The organism is Bradyrhizobium sp. USDA 4454 (assembly GCF_054822705.1).
The window spans coordinates 3,783,409-3,805,286 of the sequence record NZ_JBTRCN010000001.1; the positions used below are offsets into that span (position 1 = coordinate 3,783,409).

Genomic DNA, 21,878 nt, shown 5'->3' on the forward strand with positions numbered 1-21,878 from the left:
CGCCTCAATCGAGCCGATACTTTCTGCCGTTGGTGTTTGGGTCGCTGTTGTCGCTTGTCGAGAACATCAGTATTGGCGCGCTTTCATCCTCTTCCTTGTAGAGCCGGTAGAGGCCGCGGCCCTTCGCAGAGATTTCCTGCGGATCGCTGTTTGCGGGGCCGATCAGAACCCCGTCCTCGTAGAGCTTCGCCTCTCGCAGCTGCAGGATCGGGTATTTTACGACCATAACCCATGCATGGCCCTGCCAGCGTCGGAATACGCCGTGCAAGCTGTAATCGACCGGCTTCGGAGGTATCATGGCAAGGAACGCGCACGACGCTAGAGCGAACAGCATTGAGCCGATCACGATATGCGTGCTCGAAGGCTCGCGCTGCCTGTCCGAGGGCTGGTCCTCCTTAAGAGCGCCGGCCGACACATAGAAGCTATATGCTTCCGACATGCCGCGTTGCCGCCCTTCGCTGAGACCGAGCCGATAGGTCAGGTACGAACAGAAGCAAAGCAGCGCTGCGCAGAAAAGCGGAATGAGGAGGGAGGTCAGCAGCAGCACCGATTTAACCCTTTCGGATGACTGATCGTCGCATCGACTTAAGACGGGTTAAGGTCGAACCGAGTGTGACCTGCGCGCTGCACGACTTAAAGAACACCGGCACCTCAACTATCGTCCGGTTCTTTTTTTCGTTCAGGTGAAAGCAGATGTGGAAGTGGTGCGACGTGCGGTCTTGGCAACCCCAACTCTTCTTGGCCTTGGTCTACCTCAAATCGCTTCTGCCGCGATCGGGCGATTAGGCCGGTCAAAACGAGCACGACGCCGATAGCAATCATCACATAAGGGGCTACGCCGTTGAGCGAGGCCAGGATCAATTCGTTCACGTTATCCCGCCTTTTACCTCGCCTTTTGAATTTCGGCTTCGAGATTGCTAACTCGGGTGTTGATCTCGTTGATCAGTTTGTATGTCCGGTCCAATTCAACCGTCTGCTGTGCCAAGCGTTGCCGTTCAATATTGCGCAATTCGAAGGTGGCCTCGATGCCTGTCTGCATCAGCTGCCTCCGTTGAATTTCAGATAACCCGATCGAAATCAGATTGAGAGCAAGGGCCGCAATTACGATGGCCCGAGTCGAAATCCTCATGACTATGCTCCTAAAATATGGGGTCGCTCTAGGCGATATTTGTGCCCGTTTGTCCTAGGGTCGCTATTGTTACTGGATGAAAACATGAGGACAGGAGCAGTGTCGTTCTCAAGGCGGCAGAGCTTATACAGGCCGCGGCCTTTGGACCAGACGTCCCGCGGGTCGCTATTTGGCGGGCCTAGAGGTCTATCGTCCTCATACAGACGGGCTGATTGGAGCCGATCAAGAGGGTACTTCACAACAGTGGCGAGGCATTGCCTTGGAAGGTTCCACGGATCCGATGATCGGGCCACTGTGCTGGGATCAGGTAGAGAAACCCCACTTGCAGCCAAAGAGTAGAAGGTGGAGCCGATCGTCACTCGAGCACTGAACGACTTAAAGGGCGGCACTTTTTTGGGGATCTTCAGATCGCAGAGCCTCGCCCGTGCGCCGTAACCCACCATAGAGTTGGTAGGATTCGGACAGGCCTTTCTCTCGACCTTCGCGCACACCCATTCGATACGCGATCAAACAGGAAACTACGAGAAGTCCGATAACAACTGCAGCAGCGAGGATGAGCGCAATAATCATGCAAGGGGGTAATTTGGTCGTGGCTTCTATTTGGAGCAACCTGTATAGCGTCTCGATAGTTGCTGAATATAGCTTGAAACACCAGCTCGTAGTTTTTGCGAAGAGTGCCCGTATTATTACGGAGTTCACGTAGGTCTTGGTTTGGCGGGGAACTCTGAGCGAGTATTTGAGTGAAGGTTGGAGTGAGCCAATGGGTGGGCGTGCGACTGCTCGAAAAGAGCTGCATTTTTGGGGATCTATGTTGCTTGGCTTTTCGCCAGTTTTGATAGTCGCGCTGGTCCTCATATTTTTCAAATGGTAGCAGTTTGCGATGATCAGATTTGGCCTGCTCGGATGCGGGCGTATCGCCAAGCGTCACTCCGATCTCCTGGGTGGCAATCACATCGCGGGGGCGAGCCTGGTCGCGGTCTGCGATCCGATTCGCGCGCGCGCCGATGTGGTTGCCGGCAGGTTCGGCGTCCCGGCTCATTACGACATGGACGAGTTCCTGGCGCGCAAGGATATCGATGCGGTTGCGGTTTTGACGCCGAGCGGGCTGCATCCCGCGCATGTGATCGCCTGCGCGAGGGCCGGCAAGCATGTCGTGGTCGAGAAGCCGATGGCACTGCGGCTGCAGGATGCCGACGACATGATCCGGGCCTGCGACGAGGCCGGCGTCAAGATGTTCATCGTCAAGCAGAACCGCTTCAACGTGCCGGTGGTCAAGGCGCGCGAGGCGCTCGACGCCGGCCGCTTCGGCAAGCTGATCCTGGGGACGGTCCGGGTGCGCTGGTGCCGCGACCAGGCCTATTACGACCAGGACGATTGGCGCGGCACCTGGGCCTATGACGGCGGCGTGCTGACCAATCAGGCCAGTCACCATGTCGACATGCTGGAGTGGTTCTTCGGCGACGTCGTTAGCGTGCATGCACGCGCGGCGACGGCGCTGGCCAACATCGAAACCGAGGACACGGCGGTCGCGACGCTCAAGTTCCGCAACGGCGCGCTCGGCATCATCGAGGCGACCACCGCGGCGCGTCCGACCGATCTCGAGGGCTCGCTGTCGATCCTCGGCGAAAAGGGCACGGTCGAGATTTCTGGGTTTGCCGTCAACCAGATCCGGCACTGGCGCTTCGTCAACGAGCTGCCATCGGACAAGGACGTGGTGGAGAAGTTCTCGGTCAACCCGCCCAACGTCTACGGCTTCGGCCACCAGGCCTACTATCATCACGTGGTCGACTGCCTGGAGAACCAGCGCGCGGCGCTGGTCGACGGGCTCGAGGGCCGCAAGAGCCTGGAGCTGATCTCGGCGCTCTATGAGTCGATCGAGACCGGCGAGGAGGTGGCGCTGCGCTTCACGCCGCGGCTGAGCCGGCTGGGTGTCGTGAGTAGGGTCGCGCACCGCAATACTTAGCTGGTGTCTGGATTGTTCCTGTTCGAACGTTCAGCGGAAAGCAATCGAGGGAGTGGCGCCATTTGCGGTCGGGACGGTTTCGGTTGCTCTTGTTCCTGCTCCGCTTCAAATCGCCTTTGCCGTGATCTGCTGATTAGTCCAGACAGCACCAGCATGAAACCCGCAGCTATCATTACAAGCGGGGCCAGAGCTTCCATCCTGCCCAGCACAAATTCATTCACTCAAAACTCCTACGACATCGCTGGATGACCCCGATTCTTGATGCCAACCCAAGACGGACAGCGACCGCCGGAGATTGATAGCAGGTGAGACCGTTGCAGTGGGACCTGCTTTTTGCAACCGCTTGAACTTGCAACCCTAGGGCGATCGCGTCCGCGGCGAATGACCGGGGTGTAGTTCCCCTGATCGGTGCCACTTTTGAGAAGTGTCACAACGGACGGCAGCGTGACTTTTCGGCCGCTCATTGTTCGCAAGCTCCTTTGGCCCGACGGCGCGCCTGGTCGAAACGGAACGATCGGGCGGCGAGACCGGCCTGCGCTGCCTGCTCTCGACTTTGCGAAGCTGCCGTTTGCCATTCGGGCGTCAGCCACCACAGCAGGAACAGCAGCGCGATGCCGTTCGACAGCAGGCCGGTGGTGAGCGGCACGTTCATGACCGTCTGCACGGCGATGCCTGACGATACCGCGATGAAGCGCGGTGACAGGTGCCGCGAGACCATCGACCCCACCGCCAGGATCAGGCCGCAGATCAAGGCCGATACCGGCGCAAGCGCAAGGCCGACCGAGGCGATGCCTTCGGTGGCGAGGAAGGAGGCGTTGAAATTGCCGTCGCGATAGACCGCGCCGAGCGTTGGGCCGAGCTCGCCATACGGGCAGGCGATCAGGTGGCGCAGCACGGCGATCTGACAGAACCGCGTGAGCTCATGATGCGCGAAAAAGTCGGCATATTGATCGAGCGCGAGCGACGGGGTCGCGATGAAGCGCAGATTGATGGCGCTGAACACGACATAGTTCTTGTCGGCGCCGAGAACGACGAACGCCACCAGGCCGATGAGCATCGGAATGACGAAGGCGAGCACCGTGGCCAGCCGCGGGTCGAACCGGCTGAACAGCCAGAACAGAAACGGCAGCCAGAGCGGCAACAGCAGCACCGTTTTGTTGTTGACGACCGGATAGAAGCCGAGCGCAATCAGCAGCACACCGGCGGCCGGCAGCCATTGCCGGCGCGACGCCAAATGCGCGAACAGATAGGGCAGCACTGCGCCGATGATGATTCCAGTCAGATAGTTCAACAGCGCCGGCCGCGCCACGGCGTTCCGCGCCGCGCCGTAGGGATTGCCGAAATTGGCCCCGTAGGAGATGTCGCCGATCAGCACCGCAAACGACGACACCAGCAGTACGATGGCGATCCGCTTGAGGGCCGCATCGGACAGGTTGGGCCGCCAGAGCGGAACAGTCTGGACCATCAGGGGGACCATCGCTGCGGCCAGTGCGGCGATCATGGCCCAGCGGGCGGTCGCGTGCGGATAATCGAATGCGCTGAAGAAGCTGAGCCAGACGAAGCCGAACACGGCCGATAGCAGCGATAAGCTCAGCAGATAGCCGAAGCTGAATCGTCCCGCGACGAATGCCGGGATGAACGCGACCATGATCGCGGTGCCAAGCACCGCCTGCGCCGTGAGGTGGGATCGCCAGACATGCATCGCCGGGAACGCGTGCCCGCAGGCGATCATCGAGGCGACGCTGAGGACGAAGAACCCAGCGATCGTGGCCCCGACGGCCAGGTCATTGCGCGTCAATTGCATCGGTCCGTCCGAATCGAAAGCTGGTGGCAGCTAGCCAGCCGGCCTCGGCCGATGCAAGTTAAGCAAAGTTATGCGACGTCTCGGTCTGTGTTGGTCTGTTTCTATCCGGCGCTCGGTCATCGCAGTGCCGTATTGAAGTCGTCGAGGGCCGCACGTTGCCGTGATCAGGCAAAGAATGCGGCGACCGCCTCCAGGTCGGATTGTCCCGGCGTATCGCCGCGCAAATTCGCGTCGATCACGCGACGGCAGGCGTCGACCGTGTGGGTGTCGCCCAATTCGTTGGCGGCCTCCAGGATCGACCAGACCGTGTCCATGGGAACGTCGCTCTGCATGGTCGCTTTCGGGTCTGACAGCATCGGCGTCGCCGGGGTTAGAATTCGAACAGGTCGCGGCCGCGCCGCGCCAGGATGTGCAGGTCGGCGACCGTGCCGCGCACCGCGCTGCAGCGGCGGCATTCGATGATGGTGTCGCCGGACGCGTGCGCCGGATCGGCGATCCTGATCGCCAGGCTGCCGCAGTCCGTGCAGGTAATCTTGAAGCCGGTCGAAATGACTTGTTGCTGTAAATTCATTGTGGCCTGCGCCCCTGTTGACGCCGACCATAGGGAACAATTTTTAAAACCAGGATCGCGGAGCGGATCGCAATCGAACGACCGTGTTAGGACGCGGTTAAGATTTCGCCGCTGCCGCGCGGCCCGGCAAATGCAGCGTCGGCTTGCCGAGCCCGGTAGCGTCGGCGCGCACGCGCTGCCGTGCATTGACGGTGATCACGCCGGCCGCATGCGCCCAGACTGCAAGGTCGGATGCGCTGTCGCCGGCGTAGATGAAGCCCTCCGGAAAGGTCTTGCGCAGCAGGTCGGCCTTGTTGGCGCCCTTGAGGTTGTGCGCGCCGTCGGAGGCGAGCACCTGGTCGATCCAGGGCAGGCGCGATGCCAGCCGGTCCGCGAGCAAGGCGTCGGCTGCGGTCGCCAGCACGATGCGGCGGCCGGCGGCTTTCTCGCGCTCGGCCAGCGCGACGATGTCCTGATGCAGCTCGATCCGACTCCAGTCGATGCGCTGGCGCAGCGCGACTTGGCGCTTCAACGCCGCGCGGCCGCGCGTCAGCCAGGCGGCGCATGATGCGACGATCAGCGGATTGCGGCGCAGGATCGAGAAGAAGCTGAGATAGAGCAGGTCGCCCTTGATCAGCGTGCCGTCGAGGTCGAGCACCAGGGGCAGCGACGTCGGCAGTCCGAGCAGCGTGTGCGATCCGTCAAAGCGGGAAGCATCCTGCGGCATTGTAATGGTTTCGCAGGGCGGGCGAGGCTCAGTCATTCGCGGCGCTCAGCCGGGTTGCGACCTTGCACACGTCGATCTCGCGCGCGCCGGTCTCGGTGGTCCTGCAATCGCCGTAGCCGAACCTGGCGGCAAAGGCCACTCCATCCTGATCGGAGCGCGAGACGATCAGGACCTGCGGCGCGCCATGGCTGGCGGCGCGGAATTTTGTCACCGAGGCAACGTCGGGCGTGTCCTGCCAATCGGCCGTGGCGCGCATGAAATCGCGCGCCTCGACATATTGCAGCGGGAAATAGCCGAAATAGCGTGTCGACGGCAGCGGCGACGACAGGCCGACGCCGCGGCCTGCAAGCGCGGCGGTCTGCGCCGCATGCAGCGTCGGGCGGATGCGCCAGGCGAACAAATGGCTGTCGCGCTGGGTGATCAGATCGGCATTGGCAAAGCTCGCGCCGGGATTGTCGCGGCCGGCGGCGAGTTCGCTCTCCAGCGTCGGCGCCCAGCTCTTGTAGGCGACGGCGCGGACCGCGGTCTGCCCGATCAGCCCGGACAAGGCCGCGAGGCAGAGCGCGCGGGCCAGCCCCGGAGCGGGCTGGCGACTTGCGATCGCGAGCACGATGGCGATCCCGCTATAGGGCGCAAGGCGCTCCGACAGCAGCGCCGAGCCGGTCTTCAGATTGAGCAACGACAGCGCCAGCACGAGGACGAAGAAGATCGGCCACAGCAGGTCGCCGGAACGGAAGCTCCGCAGCGCGATGAAACCTGCCAGCACGATCGCGCCGAGCACGGGCGCAAGCGCAATCACCTCCCACCAGGTGAAGGTGAAGAGGTAGGTCGCCGCCACGATGCGGCGGATGATCTGGGCGATTCCGCTTTCGGTGCTGGCAGTCTCGCCGGCGATGTTCTGGTAGGCCGAGAGGAAGCCTGCGATCAGCAGCAGCACCGGCAGCGCCGCCGCGGCAGCCCATGCGCCATCGCGCAGCAATCGCTGCACGGCAGCCCCGGCGCCATCCCGTTCAAAGGTCGCCACAGCGCGCGCGATGCCGTCAGCGGCGAGCAACAGACAGGCTGCGACGACCGAGGTGATGTGAGTGAGGTAGAGCGCGGTGAGAAACAGCGCGGTCGCCACGAAGGCCAGCGCGTCGCGGCGTCCGTCGAGGGCGCGCCAGAAGCTTGCGAACAACAGGAACAGCGGAATGCCGAGCGCGAAATTGTAGAAACCCCAATGGATGAAGACGCCGAAGGCGATCGGCAGCAATAACAGCGCCGGCAGCAGCGGATGCTCGGTCTCCGCGCGGCTTGCCACGAATGCCGCGACGATCCAGATGAGGCCATAGAGGCTGAGGAACAGGCTGTTGGCGACCAGCGCATCGCCGGTCAGCCGGATCAGCGCGGCGAGCAGGAGATAGATCGCCGAGTTCGGCTCGATCCGCGGATTCCACTGGTAGAATGACGCCGCCGGCCCCTCGAGCGTGCCGCCCAAGCCGAAGCGGGCGATCAGGTCAGCCTGCGCCAGATGCACCGGCCCGTCCTGGGTCGGCACCAGCTTCACCAGCCAGATCGGACCATCCAGCAGCACCAGCAACGCTGCGAACAGCAGCGCCACGGCGACGACACCGCCATTGGCCTTCGGCGTCTCGAACGGCGTTGCGATCGACATGGTCAGCGGATCCCGCCGAGACGGATCAGGTCGGAGCTCGTCAGGCTGTTCAGCCAGGGCAGGTCGACGAAGGTCAGCACGCCGAACAGCGCCATGGTGACACCGGCCGCGATCAACATCGCCGGCTGCCGCATCAGTTCCTCCGGCCGTGCCGCGGCGGAATCCGGCGTCAGCGCCAGCCGCATATAGGATGCGAACAGCGCGATCGGCATCGGCACGACGACGAGATATTCGATGCGATATTTCAGCAGAAAGATCGCCATCATGAAGGCAAAACCCTGGGCGCAGACCAGACAGCTCGTGACCAGGCTAGAATGGGTATAGACCGCGAAGGAGGGCCGGTAGGCTGCGAGGTTGGCGGTGCCGCCGGCCTCGACGATCGCGCGGTGCTCGGAGACCCGTTTGGCCGCCATCAGGAAGGCGCCGCCGAACCAATAGGCGAGCAGGATCGACACCGGCGGTGCGATGCTCGGCACCACGGCGAACCAGCCGAACAGGAAGCGCAGCGGATTGTTGAGGGACTCGACAATGACGTCGACGAAGGCGCGGTCCTTGGCGCGGATCGGACGCACATTGTAGATCACGCCGAACACCGCAAACACGGTCGCAGTGGCGGCGAAGGCGTAGCCGAGCCGGTTTGCGGCCCAGATGCCGACGGTGGTCAGCACGACGTATTGCGCCAGCACGACGGTCGGCGACATCGCGGTCTGCACCGCGGGGCGCGTCCGCTTGGTCGGATGCATCGCTTCGAACGGCGCGTCGAGCCATTCATTGATGGTGTAGTTGGCCGACGACAGCGCCATCGCAACCAACAGGCAGATGATCAGGCGCTCGGCGAGCGTTGCAAGCTCGATCGGCCCGGTCTGCGACATGATCAGCGCAAACGCGACGCCGGGAATGATCAGCACATGCTTGATCCAGTGGTCGGGTCTGGCGATCGCAACGTAGTCGGTGATGCCGGCGGCCGGCGGGGCGTGGTTGGTGACGGACATCGCAAACCTCCAAACTCTGCCTGTCCCGCATCGGGGCGCGAGCGGGGGGAGACGGTCTCCAAGGGGCAGCGATCGTGCCGCGCCGCCTGGCGCGGCGGCCGACCGGGTCTCAGGCGCGCAATTCGGTTGACGCCGGTAGCGGAGGAGGGAGTTGGTGGGAATTTCGGCTTGGTCGGGCCGCCTGCGGGGCTGGTGAGGCCTAAGGCCGTCGTTCGGTCGCGGTCGTTTGCTTTTCGCGGCATGCGCCGGAACGGGACAGCTGGTTCAGTTCGGCCGCGGACAACGAAAAGGCCGCCCGAAGGCGGCCATCCTGTTTGCGAAAGCCTGGAGCAACCTTAGCGGACGGTCGAGGTGCCCGACGAGGTGACCGCCACCGGCTTGCCGGCCTTGACGACCTGGGTGGTCTGAGCCGTCTGGGTGAAATCCGCGTTGTTGCGGGCCGAAATGCCGAAAGCTGCAATCCCGATCGCCGCAATAAGGGCAACCACCACAATCTTGAGGTGGGTCGCGCGATCGGCTGAATGGATCGAGTGGTTCATGGTCGCCTCCGGGCGTCTATGCGCCGTCTATGGCAGCTACTGGTAAGCCCCATCTGTTTCCGGATCGTTTCGTGAGTTCCCGGAAATGGTTTCGTGCCACAGGTCGATTGGTTTCACCGTGCCTTGCGTCACAGAGCCGGAGGGCTGAAACTGGCTCCAGGCGCGGAACGCGCTCGGGAGAAAAACAATAATGAAAACAATGAAAATGACCCGCCGGGGCCTGCTGGGAACCGGCTCTGGCGCAGTCGCCGCCACGCTGTTTGGCAAACGAGTCCTTGCCGCTGCCGAGTTCGACTTCAAGCTCGGCGTCAACACTCCGGAAACCCACCCGCTGACAATTCGTCTGACCGAGGCCGCCAAGGCGGTCGGCGCGCAATCGTCCGGCCGGGTCAACATCACGGTGTTTGCCAATAGCCAGCTCGGCGGCGATCCGGAGATGCTGTCGCAGGTCCGGGCCGGCGGTATCGACTTGATGGCTGCGCCGAGCCTGACCCTGTCGATCCTGGTGCCGCTTTCCGGACTGCCGAGCATCGGCTTCGCGTTCCAGACCTACGACCAAGTCTGGGCGGCGATGGACGGCGGTGTCGGCGATACCGTGCGCGAGGCGATCGCCAAGACCGGCTTGGTGCCGTTGAAGAAGATTTGGGACAACGGATTCCGCCAGATCACCTCGTCGTCGAGCCGACAGCTCGGCAGCGTCGATGATCTCAAGGGTTTCAAGATCCGCGTGCCCGTGACCGCACTCCTGACCTCACTGTTCTCCGGCCTCGGCGCGCTGCCGTCGAGCATCTCCTACAGCGAGCTGTATTCGGCGCTGCAGACCCACATCGTCGAAGGGCAGGAGAACCCGCTGGCGCAGGTCTCGACCGGCAAGCTCTACGAGGTGCAGAAATACTGCGCGCTGTCGAACCATTGCTGGAGCGGCTACTGGATCATCGGCAACCGCCGCGCGATGGCGGGCCTGCCGCCCGATCTGCTCGAGCTCATCAACACCGCCTTCGACGCGGCGGCGGTGAAGGAGCGTGCGGACCTGATCGAGATGGACCGCTCGTTGCAGGCCGAGCTGACCGGGAAGGGCATGACCTTCAACAAGCCCGATCCGGTGCAGTTCAGGGCGGCGCTGGTGAAGGCCGGCTTCTACACCCAATGGCAGAAGACCTACGGCGCGGACGCCTGGGCGGCGCTGGAGAAATATACCGGCAAGCTCACGTGAGCCCGGCCTGACATCAGGCGCGCGATGACCTGACGCGTAATCGCGCGCGCGATCTCCCTTTGCGATGGTCGCTGATCGGCCGCGATGTTGTCGGTCGATGCGCAAAGGGAGACACGCGATGGTTAGCCAACCGCATGATGCGACCGCCCGCGACGGCACAAAGCTGTTCGTACAGGATTGGGGCTCGGGCAAGCCGGTGCTGCTGCTTGCCGCCTGGACATTCAATTCGAGCATCTGGGGCAGCCAGATCGTGGCGCTGAATGCCAAGGGCTATCGCTGCGTCGCGCCGGACCGGCGCGGCCATGGCCGCTCCGATATGCCGGCGACCGGATACGATCTCGACACGCTGACCGACGACGTCGCCGCCGTGATCGAGCAGCGCGATCTGCACGACGTCACGATCGTCGCGCATTCGATGGGATCGATCGAGGCGGTGAACTATCTGGCGCGTCACGGCGCGGACCGTATCGCGCGGCTGGTGCTGGTGGCGCCGACCACGCCGTATCTGGTCCAGAACGAGGACAATCCGGACGCGGTGCCGCGAGCGATGATCGATGCCCAGAATGCCGCGATCGCGCAGGACTTCCCGAAATGGATGGGCGAGAACGAGGCGCCGTTCTTCATGCCCGACACGCCAGAGGCCACGCGGGCCTGGGTCAGGGAGATGATGCTGAGCGTGCCACTGCCGGTGGCGCTGGCCTGCCGCAAGACCATCTCCTTTGCCGATCTGCGCACTGCTGCGAGGGACATCGATCGCCCGACCCTGATCGTGCATGGCGACAAGGACGCCAGCGCACCGCTCGAGCTGACCGGCGCGAAGACGGCAAGATTGATCAGGGGAAGCAAGCTCGCCGTCTATGAGGGCGCGCCGCACGCACTGCCGCTGACCCACAGCGCGCGCCTGATGGCCGACCTGCTGGCATTCATGGACGCCTAGCTCGCCTGCGATACCGGCGTCGGTCAAACCGGACTTTTCTGGGGATATCCGCCGCATCGCCGCCGAGGCTGACCGGCGGCCAGCAGCGTGGCAATTCGCCCCCCGGCGGGCCGCGAGTGACCGGGGTGAGGTCCGGGCCGCGACGGTCCTATTGCACCGGCCGCGCCAGGCCGGCGATTTCCTGTCTTCGGCTGCTCTGGCCCCCCACAACACTGCCCGGACAAGCGCCGGGCAGACCTGCTCCCGGCCCACATGGTCCTCCGCAGATAGCCATCCGAGCCGGCGGCCGGGGGATCCTCGCTCGCTGGAACAAGTACGGACCGGGGGATCCTAACCTGCTGCTTGGACACATTGGCGTCTCGACCGCCACGGCCGCCGAGATGCTCGCTTCCGAACGAGAGCTGGGCTGATATGGCGAGGTTGCAGGGCACCGGATGACCGCGGCAGCGTTGGCCATTGAGGCATGCGCATCCGCCCGATGCGGCCAAGAGCCCCGGCGGAACGACGGTAAAAGCGTCAAAATTGCTTGTCTTGCGCCCTCTGTTGCGCTGCGCTAAAGCCTGCAAGAACAATTCCAATCAACGAATCTGCGGGACGTCCGAAACCGCAGCAAGAAGGCCTCGCCGATGACCGGCATCCTGCAGAATTACCTTCCACTTGTGGTTTTTGTCGGAGTTGCCAGCCTGATCGGCCTGGCGCTCCTGATCGCGCCGTTCCTGGTCGCGTTCCAGTCGCCGGACGCGGAAAAGCTGTCCGCCTATGAATGCGGATTCAACGCTTTTGACGACGCCCGCATGAAGTTCGACGTCCGCTTCTATCTGGTGGCGATCCTCTTCATCATCTTCGACCTCGAAGTGGCGTTCCTTTTCCCTTGGGCCGTGGCGTTTGGAAAGCTCGGTGCGACCGGCTTCTGGTCGATGATGGTCTTCCTGGCCGTGCTGACGGTCGGGTTCGCTTATGAATGGAAGAAAGGCGCGCTCGAATGGGATTGAGCCCCACCGCCGCATCCTCGCAGCCGGCGATCGCCAAACCTGATGTCGCGATGGCGCCGCGGGGTATTCTCGATCCGTCGACCGGCAAGCCGGTCGGCGCCAATGATCCGTTTTTCCTCGAGGTCAATCACGAGCTGTCCGACAAGGGCTTCTTCGTCGCGGCCGCCGATGACCTCATCACCTGGGCGCGCACCGGCTCCCTGATGTGGATGACCTTCGGTCTCGCCTGCTGCGCGGTCGAGATGATGCAGGTCTCGATGCCGCGCTACGACGTCGAGCGGTTCGGCTTTGCACCCCGTGCCTCGCCGCGGCAGTCCGACGTGATGATCGTCGCAGGCACGCTGACCAACAAGATGGCGCCCGCGCTGCGCAAGGTCTACGACCAGATGCCGGAGCCGCGCTACGTCATCTCGATGGGCTCCTGCGCCAATGGTGGCGGCTACTACCACTACTCCTACTCGGTGGTGCGTGGCTGCGACCGCATCGTGCCGATCGACATCTACGTGCCGGGCTGCCCGCCCACGGCGGAAGCGCTGCTTTACGGCGTGCTGCTGCTGCAAAAGAAGATTCGCCGTATCGGCACCATCGAACGCTAAGGTTTCAGGCATGGACGACGGCAAGCTCGACGCCCTTGGGCAGACGATCGTGAGCGCGCTTCCGGGCGCCGCCACGGCGCACTCGGTCGCGTTCAATCAACTTACTATCGAGGTCGAGATTGGCAGAATCGTGGACGTCGTGACGTTTCTGCGCGACGACGCCGGCTGCCGTTTCGTCAACATCACCGACGTCACCGCGGTCGACTATCCGAGCCGCGAGAAGCGCTTCGACGTCGTCTACCACCTGCTGTCGCCGACGCTGAACACCCGCATCCGGCTGCGCGGGCAGGCCGACGAGACCACGCAGGTGCCGTCGATCATCAGCGTCTTCCCGGGCGCCGACTGGTTCGAGCGCGAGACCTACGACCTCTACGGCGTGATCTTCACCGGCCATCCGGACATGCGCCGTCTGCTGACGGATTACGGCTTCGACGGCCATCCGCTGCGCAAGGACTTCCCGCTCACCGGCTTCGTCGAGGTTCGCTACGACGACCAGGAAAAGCGGGTGCTGTACGAGCCGGTCCGGCTCAACCAGGAATTCCGCAACTTCGATTTCCTTTCGCCCTGGGAAGGCGCGGACTATCCGCTGCCCGGCGACGAGAAGGCCAAGGCGGAGCCGAAGCCATGAATGAACAGCCGCAAAATCTGCGTAACTTCACCATCAATTTCGGTCCGCAGCATCCGGCGGCGCACGGCGTTTTGCGCCTCGTGCTGGAGCTCGACGGCGAAGTCGTCGAGCGCGTCGATCCGCATATCGGCCTGCTGCACCGCGGCACCGAGAAGCTGATCGAGCATAAGACCTACCTGCAGGCGATTCCGTATTTCGACCGGCTCGACTATGTCGCGCCGATGAACCAGGAGCACGCATTCTGCCTCGCGGCGGAAAAGCTGCTCGGAATCACGGTGCCGCGCCGCGGCCAGTTGATCCGGGTGCTCTATTGCGAGATCGGCCGCATCCTGTCGCATCTGCTCAACGTCACGACGCAGGCAATGGACGTCGGCGCGCTGACCCCGCCGCTGTGGGGCTTTGAAGAGCGCGAAAAGCTGATGGTGTTCTACGAGCGCGCCTCGGGCTCGCGCATGCACGCGGCGTTCTTTCGTGTCGGCGGCGTGCATCAGGACCTGCCGCCGAAGCTGATCGACGATATCGAGGCGTGGTGCGATCCGTTCCTTAAAGTCGTCGACGACCTCGACCGGCTTTTGACCGGCAACCGCATCTTCAAGCAGCGCAACGTCGACATCGGCGTGGTGCCGCTGAAGGAAGCCTGGGAGTGGGGCTTCTCCGGCGTGATGGTGCGCGGCTCGGGCGCGGCCTGGGACCTGCGCAAGTCGCAGCCCTATGAGTGCTACGCCGAGATGGATTTCGACATTCCGATCGGCAAGAACGGCGACTGCTACGATCGCTACCTGATCCGCATGGAAGAGATGCGCCAGTCGGTGCGCATCATGAAGCAGTGCATCCAGAAGCTCAAAGCGCCCGACGGGCAGGGCCCCGTCGTGGTCGAGGACAACAAGATCGCGCCGCCGCGCCGTGGCGAGATGAAGCGCTCGATGGAAGCGCTGATCCATCACTTCAAGCTCTACACCGAGGGCGTCCACGTGCCGGCCGGCGAGGTCTACGCCGCGGTCGAGGCGCCGAAGGGCGAGTTCGGCGTCTACCTCGTCGCCGACGGCACCAACAAGCCCTACAAGTGCAAGATCCGCGCGCCGGGCTTCGCCCATCTGCAGGCGATGGATCACATCTGCAAGGGCCATCTGCTGGCCGACGTTTCCGCCATCCTGGGCTCGCTGGACATCGTGTTCGGCGAGGTCGACCGGTGACGATGTCCGCATCCGAACCGCGCGCCAATTGAGAGTTTGATCGATGTCCGTCCGCCGCCTTGCCCCGAAGGAACTGCAGCCCGCGAGCTTTAAGTTCACGGAGGAGAATCTGGCCTGGGCCAAGAAGCAGATCGAGAAATATCCGCCGGGCCGCCAGGCTTCGGCCGCGATCGCGATCCTGTGGCGCGCGCAGGAGCAGAACGAGGGCTGGGTCTCGGAAGCGGCGATCCGCGCCGTCGCCGACCTGCTCGAGATGCCGCATATCCGCATGCTGGAGATCGCGACGTTCTACACCATGTTCCAGCTCTCGCCGGTCGGCAAGAAGGCGCATGTGCAGGTGTGCGGCACCACGCCGTGCCGGCTGCGCGGCGCGGCCGATCTGATCGAGGTCTGCCAGCATCGCATCCATCACGATCCGTTCCAGCTGTCGAAGGACGGCAACTTTTCCTGGGAAGAGGTCGAGTGCCTCGGTGCCTGCGTGAACGCGCCGATGGTCTTGATCTGGAAGGACACCTATGAGGACCTGACCAAGGAAAGCTTCGGCAAGGTGCTCGACGGCTTTGCCGCCGGCAATCCGCCGAAGCCGGGCCCGCAGATCGACCGTCAGTTCTCGGCGCCCGCAGGCGGGCCGACGACGCTGAAGGAAACCACCTGATGCGGGGCTTTCAGGTGCAGGCGAACGGGCAGGAAGACGGGAGGGCGGTTGCGATGAAGGTCTGGCGCACGATCGCGCTGCACACCGTTGTCGCGGCCGGCTTTATGTTCCTGCTGCAGCGTTACGGCCTGAGCGCCACGCTGGAATCCAGCCTGTTGTGGGCCATCGTGTTCGGCGGCTGCGCTGCCGGGCTCGCGTACTCCCAAGCCAATCGGTGATGTTCGGAAAGTTTTTGTTATGCTCGACGACAAGGACCGCATCTTCAAGAACCTCTACGGCCTGCATGATTGGGGCCTCGAGGGCGCGCGCCGTAGGGGCGCCTGGGATGGCACCAAGGGGATCATCGACAAGGGCCGCGACTGGATCATCAACGAGATGAAGGCCTCGGGCCTGCGCGGCCGTGGCGGCGCCGGCTTCCCGACCGGCATGAAATGGTCCTTCATGCCGAAGGAATCCAAGGACGGCCGTCCGAGCTATCTCGTCGTCAACGCCGACGAGTCCGAGCCCGGCACCTGCAAGGACCGCGAGATCATGCGGCACGATCCGCATCTGTTGGTCGAGGGCTGCCTGCTCGCGAGCTTCGCGATGGGCGCGCATGCCTGCTATGTCTACATCCGCGGCGAGTTCATCCGCGAGCGCGAGCGCCTGCAAGCGGCGATCGACCAGGCCTACGAGGCCAAGCTGGTCGGCAAGGACAACATCAACGGCTGGCCGTTCGACATCTATGTCGCGCACGGCGCCGGCGCCTATATCTGCGGCGAGGAAACCGCGCTGCTCGAGAGCCTCGAGGGCAAGAAGGGCCAGCCGCGGCTGAAGCCGCCGTTCCCGGCCAATGTCGGCCTCTATGGCTGCCCGACCACCGTCAACAACGTCGAGTCGATCGCGGTCGCGCCCGACATCCTGCGCCGCGGCGCCGCCTGGTTCGCCAGCATCGGCCGTCCGAATAATGTCGGCACCAAGCTGTTCTGCATCTCCGGCCACGTCGAGCGGCCCTGCAACGTCGAAGAGGCGATGGGGATTCCGTTCCGCGAGCTGATCGAGAAGCATTGCGGCGGCATCCGCGGCGGCTGGGACAATCTGAAGGCCGTGATCCCCGGCGGCTCGTCGGTGCGCATGGTGCCGGCCGAGCAGATCATCGACACGCCGATGGATTTCGACTCGCTCAGCAAGCTGCGCTCGGGCCTCGGCACCGCGGCAGTCATCGTGATGGACAAGTCGACCGATTTGATCCGGGCGATCGCGCGCATCTCGTATTTCTACAAGCACGAGAGCTGCGGCCAGTGCACGCCGTGCCGTGAGGGCACCGGGTGGATGTGGCGCGTCCTGACCCGCATGGCCGAGGGCCGCGCCCACAAGCGCGAGATCGACATGCTGCTGGAGGTCACCAAGCAGGTCGAGGGCCACACGATCTGCGCGCTCGGCGACGCCGCGGCGTGGCCGATCCAGGGATTGATTGCGCATTTCCGTCACGAGATCGAAGAGCGTATCGATCAGTATTCGCACAAGGCCGATCTCGACGATCAGGGCGTTCGTGATCCCGTCCACATGGTCGCGGCGGAGTAGAGAAGAGACATGAGCAAGATCATCGTCGATGGCAAAGAGATCGATGTGCCGGCCGAGTACACGCTGCTGCAGGCGTGCGAGGCGGCTGGCGCCGAGATTCCGCGGTTCTGCTATCACGAGCGGCTGTCGATCGCCGGCAATTGCCGGATGTGCCTGGTCGAGGTGAAGGGCGGCCCGAAGCCGGTCGCCAGTTGCGCCTGGGCCGTGCGCGACTGCCGTCCGGGCCCGAAGGGCGAGCCGCCGGAGATCTCGACCCGTTCGCCGATGGTCAAGAAGGCACGCGAAGGCGTGATGGAGTTCCTGCTGATCAACCATCCGCTGGACTGCCCGATCTGCGACCAGGGCGGCGAGTGCGACCTGCAGGACCAGGCGATGGGCTACGGCGTCGACACCAGCCGTTTCGCCGAGAACAAGCGCGCGGTCGAGGACAAGTATCTCGGCGCGCTGGTCAAGACCTCGATGAACCGCTGCATCCAGTGCACGCGCTGTGTACGCTTCTCCGCCGAAGTCTGCGGCGCGCCGGAAATGGGCGCGACCGGGCGCGGCGAGGACATGGAGATCACCACCTATCTCGAGCATGCGCTGAGCTCGGAGCTGCAAGGCAATCTCGTCGACATCTGCCCGGTCGGCGCGCTGACCTCGAAGCCCTACGCCTTCGCGGCGCGGCCCTGGGAACTGGGCAAGACGCAGTCGGTCGACGTCATGGACGGCGTCGGCTCGGCGATCCGTGCCGACACCCGCGGCCGCGAGGTGATGCGCATCCTGCCGCGGATCAACGAGGCGATTAACGAGGAGTGGATCTCCGACAAGACCCGTCATGTCGTCGACGGCCTGCGCACGCAGCGCCTCGACCGTCCCTATGTGCGCGAGAACGGCCAGCTCAAGCCTGCGACCTGGCAGGAAGCCTTCGCCGCCATCGCGGCCAAGGTCGGCCGCAGCGACGGCAAGCGGATCGGCGCGATCGCCGGCGATCTCGCCGCGGTCGATGAAATGTATGCGCTGAAGGAGCTGCTCGCTGCGTTCGGCTCGGTCAATCTGGCGGTGCAGGGCGGCGACGCCTTCGACGCCAAGGCGGGCCGCGGCTCCTACATCTTCAACCCGACGATCGCCGGCATCGAGCAGGCCGATGCGATCCTGATCATCGGCTCGCATCCGCGCAAGGAAGCCGCCGTGCTGAACGCGCGGATCCGCAAGCGCTGGCGCACCGGCGGCCTCAAGGTCGGCATGATCGGCGCCAAGGCCGACTTCACCTATGACATCGATTATCTCGGTGCGGGTACCGACACGCTGGCCGATCTCGTCGCCGGCAAGCATTCCTTCGCCGACGTGCTGAAGAACGCGCAGCACCCGATCATCCTGGTCGGCCCCGGCGCCTATACCAGGCATGACGGCGCCGCGGTGCTGGCGCAGGCGGCCAAGCTCGCCGTCGATGTCGGCGCGCTCAAGGACGGCTGGAACGGCTTTGCCGTGTTGCACGATACCGCCTCGCGCGCCGGTGCGCTCGATATTGGCTTCTCGCCTTCCGCCGGCGGCCTGACCGCCGCGCAGATGACGACCTTCGGCACGCTCGACGTGCTGTTCCTGCTCGGCGCCGACGAGATCAAGGCGCCGGACGGCACCTTCGTGGTCTATATCGGCACCCATGGCGACCAGGGCGCGCATCGCGCCGACGTCATCCTGCCGGGCGCGGCCTATACCGAGAAGTCGGGCATCTACGTCAACACCGAGGGCCGGGCGCAGATCGCTAACCGCGCCGCATTCCCGCCGGGCGAAGCCCGCGAAGACTGGGCGATCATCCGCGCGCTGTCGGACGTGCTCGGCAAGAAGTTGCCGTTCGACTCGCTGCAGGCGCTGCGGCAATCGATGTTCAAGACCTATCCGCATCTGATGCGGCTCGACCAGATCGAGGCCGGCAAGGCTGAAGACGTCAAGGCGCTGGCCGGCAAGGGCGGTACCGTCGACAAGGCGGCATTCAAGCCGGCGGTCGAGGATTTCTATCTGACCAACCCGATCGCGCGGGCCTCTGCCGTGATGGCGGAATGCTCGCGGCTGGCGTCGGGCCGAATGCTGACGGCAGCGGAGTGAGCGTGACCTGATGGCTGATTTCTTCGCAAGCTCGTTCTGGACCGGCTTCCTCTGGCCGCTGATCATCATGGTCGCGGAGAGCCTGCTGCTGCTCGTCGTGCTCCTGATCGCGATCGCCTACATCCTGCTCGCCGACCGCAAGATCTGGGCGGCGGTGCAGATCCGCCGCGGCCCCAACGTGGTCGGGCCGTTCGGATTGCTGCAATCCTTCGCCGACCTGTTGAAGTTCGTGCTGAAGGAGCCGGTGATCCCGTCCGGCTCCAACAAGGGCGTGTTCCTGCTGGCGCCTTTGGTCTCGTGCGTCCTGGCGCTGGCCGCCTGGGCCGTGATCCCGTTCAATCTCGGCTGGGTGATCTCCGACATCAATGTCGGCGTCCTCTACATCTTCGCGATCTCGTCGCTGTCGATCTACGGCGTGATCATGGCCGGCTGGTCGTCGAACTCGAAATATCCGTTCCTGGCCGCGCTGCGCTCCGCGGCGCAGATGGTGTCCTATGAGGTTTCGATCGGCTTCGTCATCATCACCGTGCTGCTCTGCGTCGGCTCGCTGAACCTGTCGGCCGTGGTCGAGGCCCAGAACACCCGCGGGCTGGCGCACCTGGTCGGCCTGCCGCAGCTCACCATCCTGAACTGGTATGTGTGGCCGCTGTTCCCGATGTTCGTGGTGTTCTACGTCTCGGCGCTGGCAGAGACCAACCGTCCGCCGTTCGACCTGGTGGAGGCTGAATCCGAACTGGTCGCCGGCTTCATGACCGAATACGGCTCGACCCCGTATCTCCTGTTCATGCTCGGCGAGTATGTCGCGATCACCACGATGTGCGCGCTGGCGTCGATCCTGTTCCTGGGCGGCTGGCTGCCGCCGGTCAGCCTGCCGCCGTTCACCTGGATTCCGGGCATCGTCTGGTTCGCCCTGAAGGTGTTCTTCATGTTCTTCATGTTCGCGATGGCGAAGGCGATCGTGCCGCGCTACCGCTACGATCAACTGATGCGGCTCGGCTGGAAGGTGTTCCTGCCGCTGTCGCTGGCGATGGTGGCGATCGTGGCCGGTGTGCTGCAGTTCGCCGGCATCGCGCCGAAGTGAGGCCGTCATGAGTGTCAATGTCAACGCAACAGCCCGCTCGCTTCTGCTCTCGGAATTCGTCTCGGCGTTCTTCCTGGCGATGCGCTATTTCTTCCAGCCGAAGCCGACGCTGAACTATCCGTTCGAGAAGGGCCCGATCTCGCCGCGTTTCCGTGGCGAGCACGCGCTGCGCCGCTATCCGAACGGCGAAGAGCGCTGCATCGCCTGCAAGCTGTGCGAGGCGATCTGCCCGGCGCAGGCGATCACGATCGAGGCCGGCCCGCGCCGCAACGACGGCACCCGCCGCACGGTGCGTTACGACATCGACATGGTGAAGTGCATCTATTGCGGCCTGTGCCAGGAGGCATGCCCGGTGGACGCCATCGTCGAGGGCCCGAATTTCGAGTTCGCGACCGAGACCCGCGAGGAACTGTACTATGACAAGGCCAAGCTGCTCGCCAACGGCGACCGCTGGGAGCGCGAGATTGCGAAGTCGATCGCGCTCGACGCGCCGTACCGGTGAGGTGAGGGCATGATCCTTGACCAAATCTCAACGTCGTTCCGGGGCGATGCGTCAGCATCGAACCCGGAATCTCGAGATTCCGGGTTCGGCTCTTCGAGCCGCCCTGGAATGACGGGGGCCACCCGATGATCCTTCCGGCGCTGTTCTTCTATTTGTTTGCCACGGTCTGCGTGGCCTGCGCGGTCATGGTGATTGTCTCGCGCAATCCCGTGCACTCCGTGCTGTATCTGATCCTGGCGTTCGTCAACGCCTCGGGCCTGTTCATCCTGATGGGCGCCGAGTTCCTCGGGATGATGCTGATCGTGGTCTATGTCGGTGCGGTCGCGGTGCTGTTCCTGTTCGTCATCATGATGCTCGATGTCGATTTCGTCGAGCTGCGCGAGGGCTTCATCCAGTACCTGCCGATCGGCATCGTGATCGGCGGCATCTTCATGTTCGAGCTCTTGCTAGTCGTTGGCGCCTGGGTGATCAACCCGCAGGTGACCAAGACGATCACCGCGGCGATCCCGAGCAATGTCAGCAACACCGAGGCGCTCGGCCTCGTGCTCTATACGAAGTACATCCATTACTTCCAGCTCGCCGGCATGGTGCTCCTGGTCGCGATGATCGGCGCCATCGTGCTGACGCTGCGCCACAAGGCCAACGTCAAGCGGCAGAACATCAACGTGCAGAACGCGCGCACGCCTGACATGGCGATGGCAATGCGCAAGGTGGCGTCGGGGCAGGGCCTGCAGGATGCCGATGCGGCGGAGTGGGTGAAATGACGATCGGGCTAGGGCACTATCTGGCGGTCGCCGCGATCCTGTTCACGCTCGGGATCCTCGGCATCTTCCTCAACCGCAAGAACATCATCGTCATCTTGATGTCGATCGAGCTGATTCTGCTGTCGGTCAACATCAACCTGGTGGCGTTCTCGACCTTCCTCGGCGACATCGTCGGCCAGGTGTTCGCGCTGCTGGTGCTGACGGTGGCGGCCGCCGAGGCTGCGATCGGCCTCGCGGTGCTGGTGGTGTATTTCCGCAACCGCGGTTCGATCGCGGTTGAAGACGTCAATCTGATGAAGGGCTAGGCGCGC

Annotated in this window: 25 protein-coding genes; 15 read left to right on the top strand and 10 right to left on the bottom strand. The window is 63.8% G+C overall.

From position 1 onward, the window contains the following. Nucleotides 1–4: 4 nt before the first annotated feature. From ACVIW0_RS17705 to ACVIW0_RS17715, 3 genes are all read right to left on the bottom strand, one after another. Nucleotides 5–547, bottom strand: a complete 543-nt coding sequence (locus ACVIW0_RS17705) for a hypothetical protein (RefSeq protein WP_461353469.1) — start codon at nucleotides 545–547, stop codon at nucleotides 5–7. Between the two features lie 104 nt (nucleotides 548–651). Beyond that, nucleotides 652–870 carry a hypothetical protein gene (locus ACVIW0_RS17710; RefSeq protein ID WP_461353470.1) on the bottom strand — a complete coding sequence of 73 codons (219 nt, stop codon included), beginning with the start codon at nucleotides 868–870 and terminating at the stop codon, nucleotides 652–654. A 13-nt stretch (nucleotides 871–883) separates the two neighbouring features. Further along, complete coding sequence (locus ACVIW0_RS17715) at nucleotides 884–1,129, bottom strand: hypothetical protein (RefSeq protein WP_461353471.1); 246 nt, start codon at nucleotides 1,127–1,129, stop codon at nucleotides 884–886. 880 nt (nucleotides 1,130–2,009) lie between these two features. On the opposite strand from ACVIW0_RS17715, the gene ACVIW0_RS17720 reads away from it, so the two are divergent. Further along, nucleotides 2,010–3,092 carry a Gfo/Idh/MocA family protein gene (locus tag ACVIW0_RS17720; RefSeq protein WP_461353472.1) on the top strand — a complete coding sequence of 361 codons (1,083 nt, stop codon included), beginning with the start codon at nucleotides 2,010–2,012 and terminating at the stop codon, nucleotides 3,090–3,092. Between the two features lie 460 nt (nucleotides 3,093–3,552). Here the strand turns inward: ACVIW0_RS17720 and ACVIW0_RS17725 are convergent, their stop codons facing one another. The 7 genes from ACVIW0_RS17725 to ACVIW0_RS17755 all read right to left on the bottom strand — a co-directional run bounded on the left by ACVIW0_RS17725 (nucleotide 3,553) and on the right by ACVIW0_RS17755 (nucleotide 9,358). Further along, nucleotides 3,553–4,896, bottom strand: a complete 1,344-nt coding sequence (locus ACVIW0_RS17725) for a hypothetical protein (protein WP_461353473.1) — start codon at nucleotides 4,894–4,896, stop codon at nucleotides 3,553–3,555. A 164-nt stretch (nucleotides 4,897–5,060) separates the two neighbouring features. Then, the gene (locus tag ACVIW0_RS17730) at nucleotides 5,061–5,252 is read right to left on the bottom strand and encodes a hypothetical protein (RefSeq protein ID WP_461353474.1); all 192 of its coding nucleotides are present in this window, start codon (nucleotides 5,250–5,252) and stop codon (nucleotides 5,061–5,063) included. A 14-nt stretch (nucleotides 5,253–5,266) separates the two neighbouring features. Further along, on the bottom strand, nucleotides 5,267–5,467 hold the full coding sequence (locus tag ACVIW0_RS17735; protein WP_461353475.1) for a hypothetical protein: 201 nt from the start codon (nucleotides 5,465–5,467) through the stop codon (nucleotides 5,267–5,269). A 97-nt stretch (nucleotides 5,468–5,564) separates the two neighbouring features. Then, the gene (locus ACVIW0_RS17740) at nucleotides 5,565–6,209 is read right to left on the bottom strand and encodes a haloacid dehalogenase-like hydrolase (RefSeq protein WP_461353476.1); all 645 of its coding nucleotides are present in this window, start codon (nucleotides 6,207–6,209) and stop codon (nucleotides 5,565–5,567) included. After that, the gene (locus tag ACVIW0_RS17745; RefSeq protein ID WP_461353477.1) at nucleotides 6,202–7,827 is read right to left on the bottom strand and encodes a hypothetical protein; all 1,626 of its coding nucleotides are present in this window, start codon (nucleotides 7,825–7,827) and stop codon (nucleotides 6,202–6,204) included. Before ACVIW0_RS17745 ends, ACVIW0_RS17740 begins: the two co-directional genes overlap by 8 nt. A 2-nt stretch (nucleotides 7,828–7,829) precedes the next feature. Then, the gene (locus tag ACVIW0_RS17750) at nucleotides 7,830–8,819 is read right to left on the bottom strand and encodes a UbiA family prenyltransferase (protein WP_461353478.1); all 990 of its coding nucleotides are present in this window, start codon (nucleotides 8,817–8,819) and stop codon (nucleotides 7,830–7,832) included. 335 nt (nucleotides 8,820–9,154) lie between these two features. Next, nucleotides 9,155–9,358 (bottom strand): hypothetical protein, encoded by a 204-nt coding sequence (locus ACVIW0_RS17755; protein ID WP_461353479.1) that lies wholly within the window; start codon nucleotides 9,356–9,358, stop codon nucleotides 9,155–9,157. Nucleotides 9,359–9,557: 199 nt separating this feature from the next. Here ACVIW0_RS17755 and ACVIW0_RS17760 point away from each other — a divergent pair, with 199 nt between their 5' ends. From ACVIW0_RS17760 to nuoK, 14 genes are all read left to right on the top strand, one after another. Beyond that, the gene (locus ACVIW0_RS17760; protein WP_461357358.1) at nucleotides 9,558–10,571 is read left to right on the top strand and encodes a TRAP transporter substrate-binding protein; all 1,014 of its coding nucleotides are present in this window, start codon (nucleotides 9,558–9,560) and stop codon (nucleotides 10,569–10,571) included. Nucleotides 10,572–10,689: 118 nt separating this feature from the next. Then, nucleotides 10,690–11,508 carry an alpha/beta fold hydrolase gene (locus ACVIW0_RS17765; protein WP_461353480.1) on the top strand — a complete coding sequence of 273 codons (819 nt, stop codon included), beginning with the start codon at nucleotides 10,690–10,692 and terminating at the stop codon, nucleotides 11,506–11,508. Nucleotides 11,509–12,134: 626 nt separating this feature from the next. Continuing rightward, nucleotides 12,135–12,500 carry an NADH-quinone oxidoreductase subunit A gene (locus ACVIW0_RS17770; RefSeq protein ID WP_461353481.1) on the top strand — a complete coding sequence of 122 codons (366 nt, stop codon included), beginning with the start codon at nucleotides 12,135–12,137 and terminating at the stop codon, nucleotides 12,498–12,500. Continuing rightward, on the top strand, nucleotides 12,491–13,096 hold the full coding sequence (locus ACVIW0_RS17775; protein ID WP_461353482.1) for a NuoB/complex I 20 kDa subunit family protein: 606 nt from the start codon (nucleotides 12,491–12,493) through the stop codon (nucleotides 13,094–13,096). The genes ACVIW0_RS17770 and ACVIW0_RS17775 overlap by 10 nt, the downstream gene beginning before the upstream one ends. 10 nt (nucleotides 13,097–13,106) lie before the next feature. Further along, entirely contained in the window at nucleotides 13,107–13,724 is a 618-nt protein-coding gene (locus ACVIW0_RS17780) for an NADH-quinone oxidoreductase subunit C (protein WP_461353483.1), read from the top strand. Beyond that, on the top strand, nucleotides 13,721–14,917 hold the full coding sequence (locus ACVIW0_RS17785) for an NADH-quinone oxidoreductase subunit D (RefSeq protein ID WP_069276821.1): 1,197 nt from the start codon (nucleotides 13,721–13,723) through the stop codon (nucleotides 14,915–14,917). Before ACVIW0_RS17780 ends, ACVIW0_RS17785 begins: the two co-directional genes overlap by 4 nt. Before the next feature lie 43 nt (nucleotides 14,918–14,960). Beyond that, the gene (gene nuoE / locus ACVIW0_RS17790; protein WP_461353484.1) at nucleotides 14,961–15,572 is read left to right on the top strand and encodes an NADH-quinone oxidoreductase subunit NuoE; all 612 of its coding nucleotides are present in this window, start codon (nucleotides 14,961–14,963) and stop codon (nucleotides 15,570–15,572) included. Further along, nucleotides 15,572–15,790, top strand: coding sequence for a hypothetical protein (locus ACVIW0_RS17795; RefSeq protein WP_461353485.1), 219 nt, complete (start codon nucleotides 15,572–15,574; stop codon nucleotides 15,788–15,790). The genes nuoE and ACVIW0_RS17795 overlap by 1 nt, the downstream gene beginning before the upstream one ends. Before the next feature lie 19 nt (nucleotides 15,791–15,809). Further along, entirely contained in the window at nucleotides 15,810–17,135 is a 1,326-nt protein-coding gene (gene nuoF / locus ACVIW0_RS17800) for an NADH-quinone oxidoreductase subunit NuoF (protein ID WP_461353486.1), read from the top strand. A gap of 9 nt (nucleotides 17,136–17,144) precedes the next feature. Continuing rightward, nucleotides 17,145–19,220, top strand: coding sequence for an NADH-quinone oxidoreductase subunit NuoG (gene nuoG / locus ACVIW0_RS17805; protein ID WP_461353487.1), 2,076 nt, complete (start codon nucleotides 17,145–17,147; stop codon nucleotides 19,218–19,220). A 10-nt stretch (nucleotides 19,221–19,230) separates the two neighbouring features. Further along, nucleotides 19,231–20,301, top strand: a complete 1,071-nt coding sequence (gene nuoH / locus ACVIW0_RS17810; protein WP_461353488.1) for an NADH-quinone oxidoreductase subunit NuoH — start codon at nucleotides 19,231–19,233, stop codon at nucleotides 20,299–20,301. A 7-nt stretch (nucleotides 20,302–20,308) separates the two neighbouring features. Then, nucleotides 20,309–20,803, top strand: a complete 495-nt coding sequence (nuoI, locus tag ACVIW0_RS17815) for an NADH-quinone oxidoreductase subunit NuoI (RefSeq protein ID WP_018271854.1) — start codon at nucleotides 20,309–20,311, stop codon at nucleotides 20,801–20,803. A gap of 125 nt (nucleotides 20,804–20,928) precedes the next feature. Continuing rightward, nucleotides 20,929–21,567: an NADH-quinone oxidoreductase subunit J gene (locus tag ACVIW0_RS17820; protein ID WP_456754535.1), complete on the top strand. Its 639-nt coding sequence runs from the start codon at nucleotides 20,929–20,931 to the stop codon at nucleotides 21,565–21,567. After that, nucleotides 21,564–21,872 carry an NADH-quinone oxidoreductase subunit NuoK gene (gene nuoK, locus ACVIW0_RS17825; RefSeq protein WP_016841823.1) on the top strand — a complete coding sequence of 103 codons (309 nt, stop codon included), beginning with the start codon at nucleotides 21,564–21,566 and terminating at the stop codon, nucleotides 21,870–21,872. The genes ACVIW0_RS17820 and nuoK overlap by 4 nt, the downstream gene beginning before the upstream one ends. The last annotated feature ends 6 nt before the right edge of the window (nucleotides 21,873–21,878 follow it).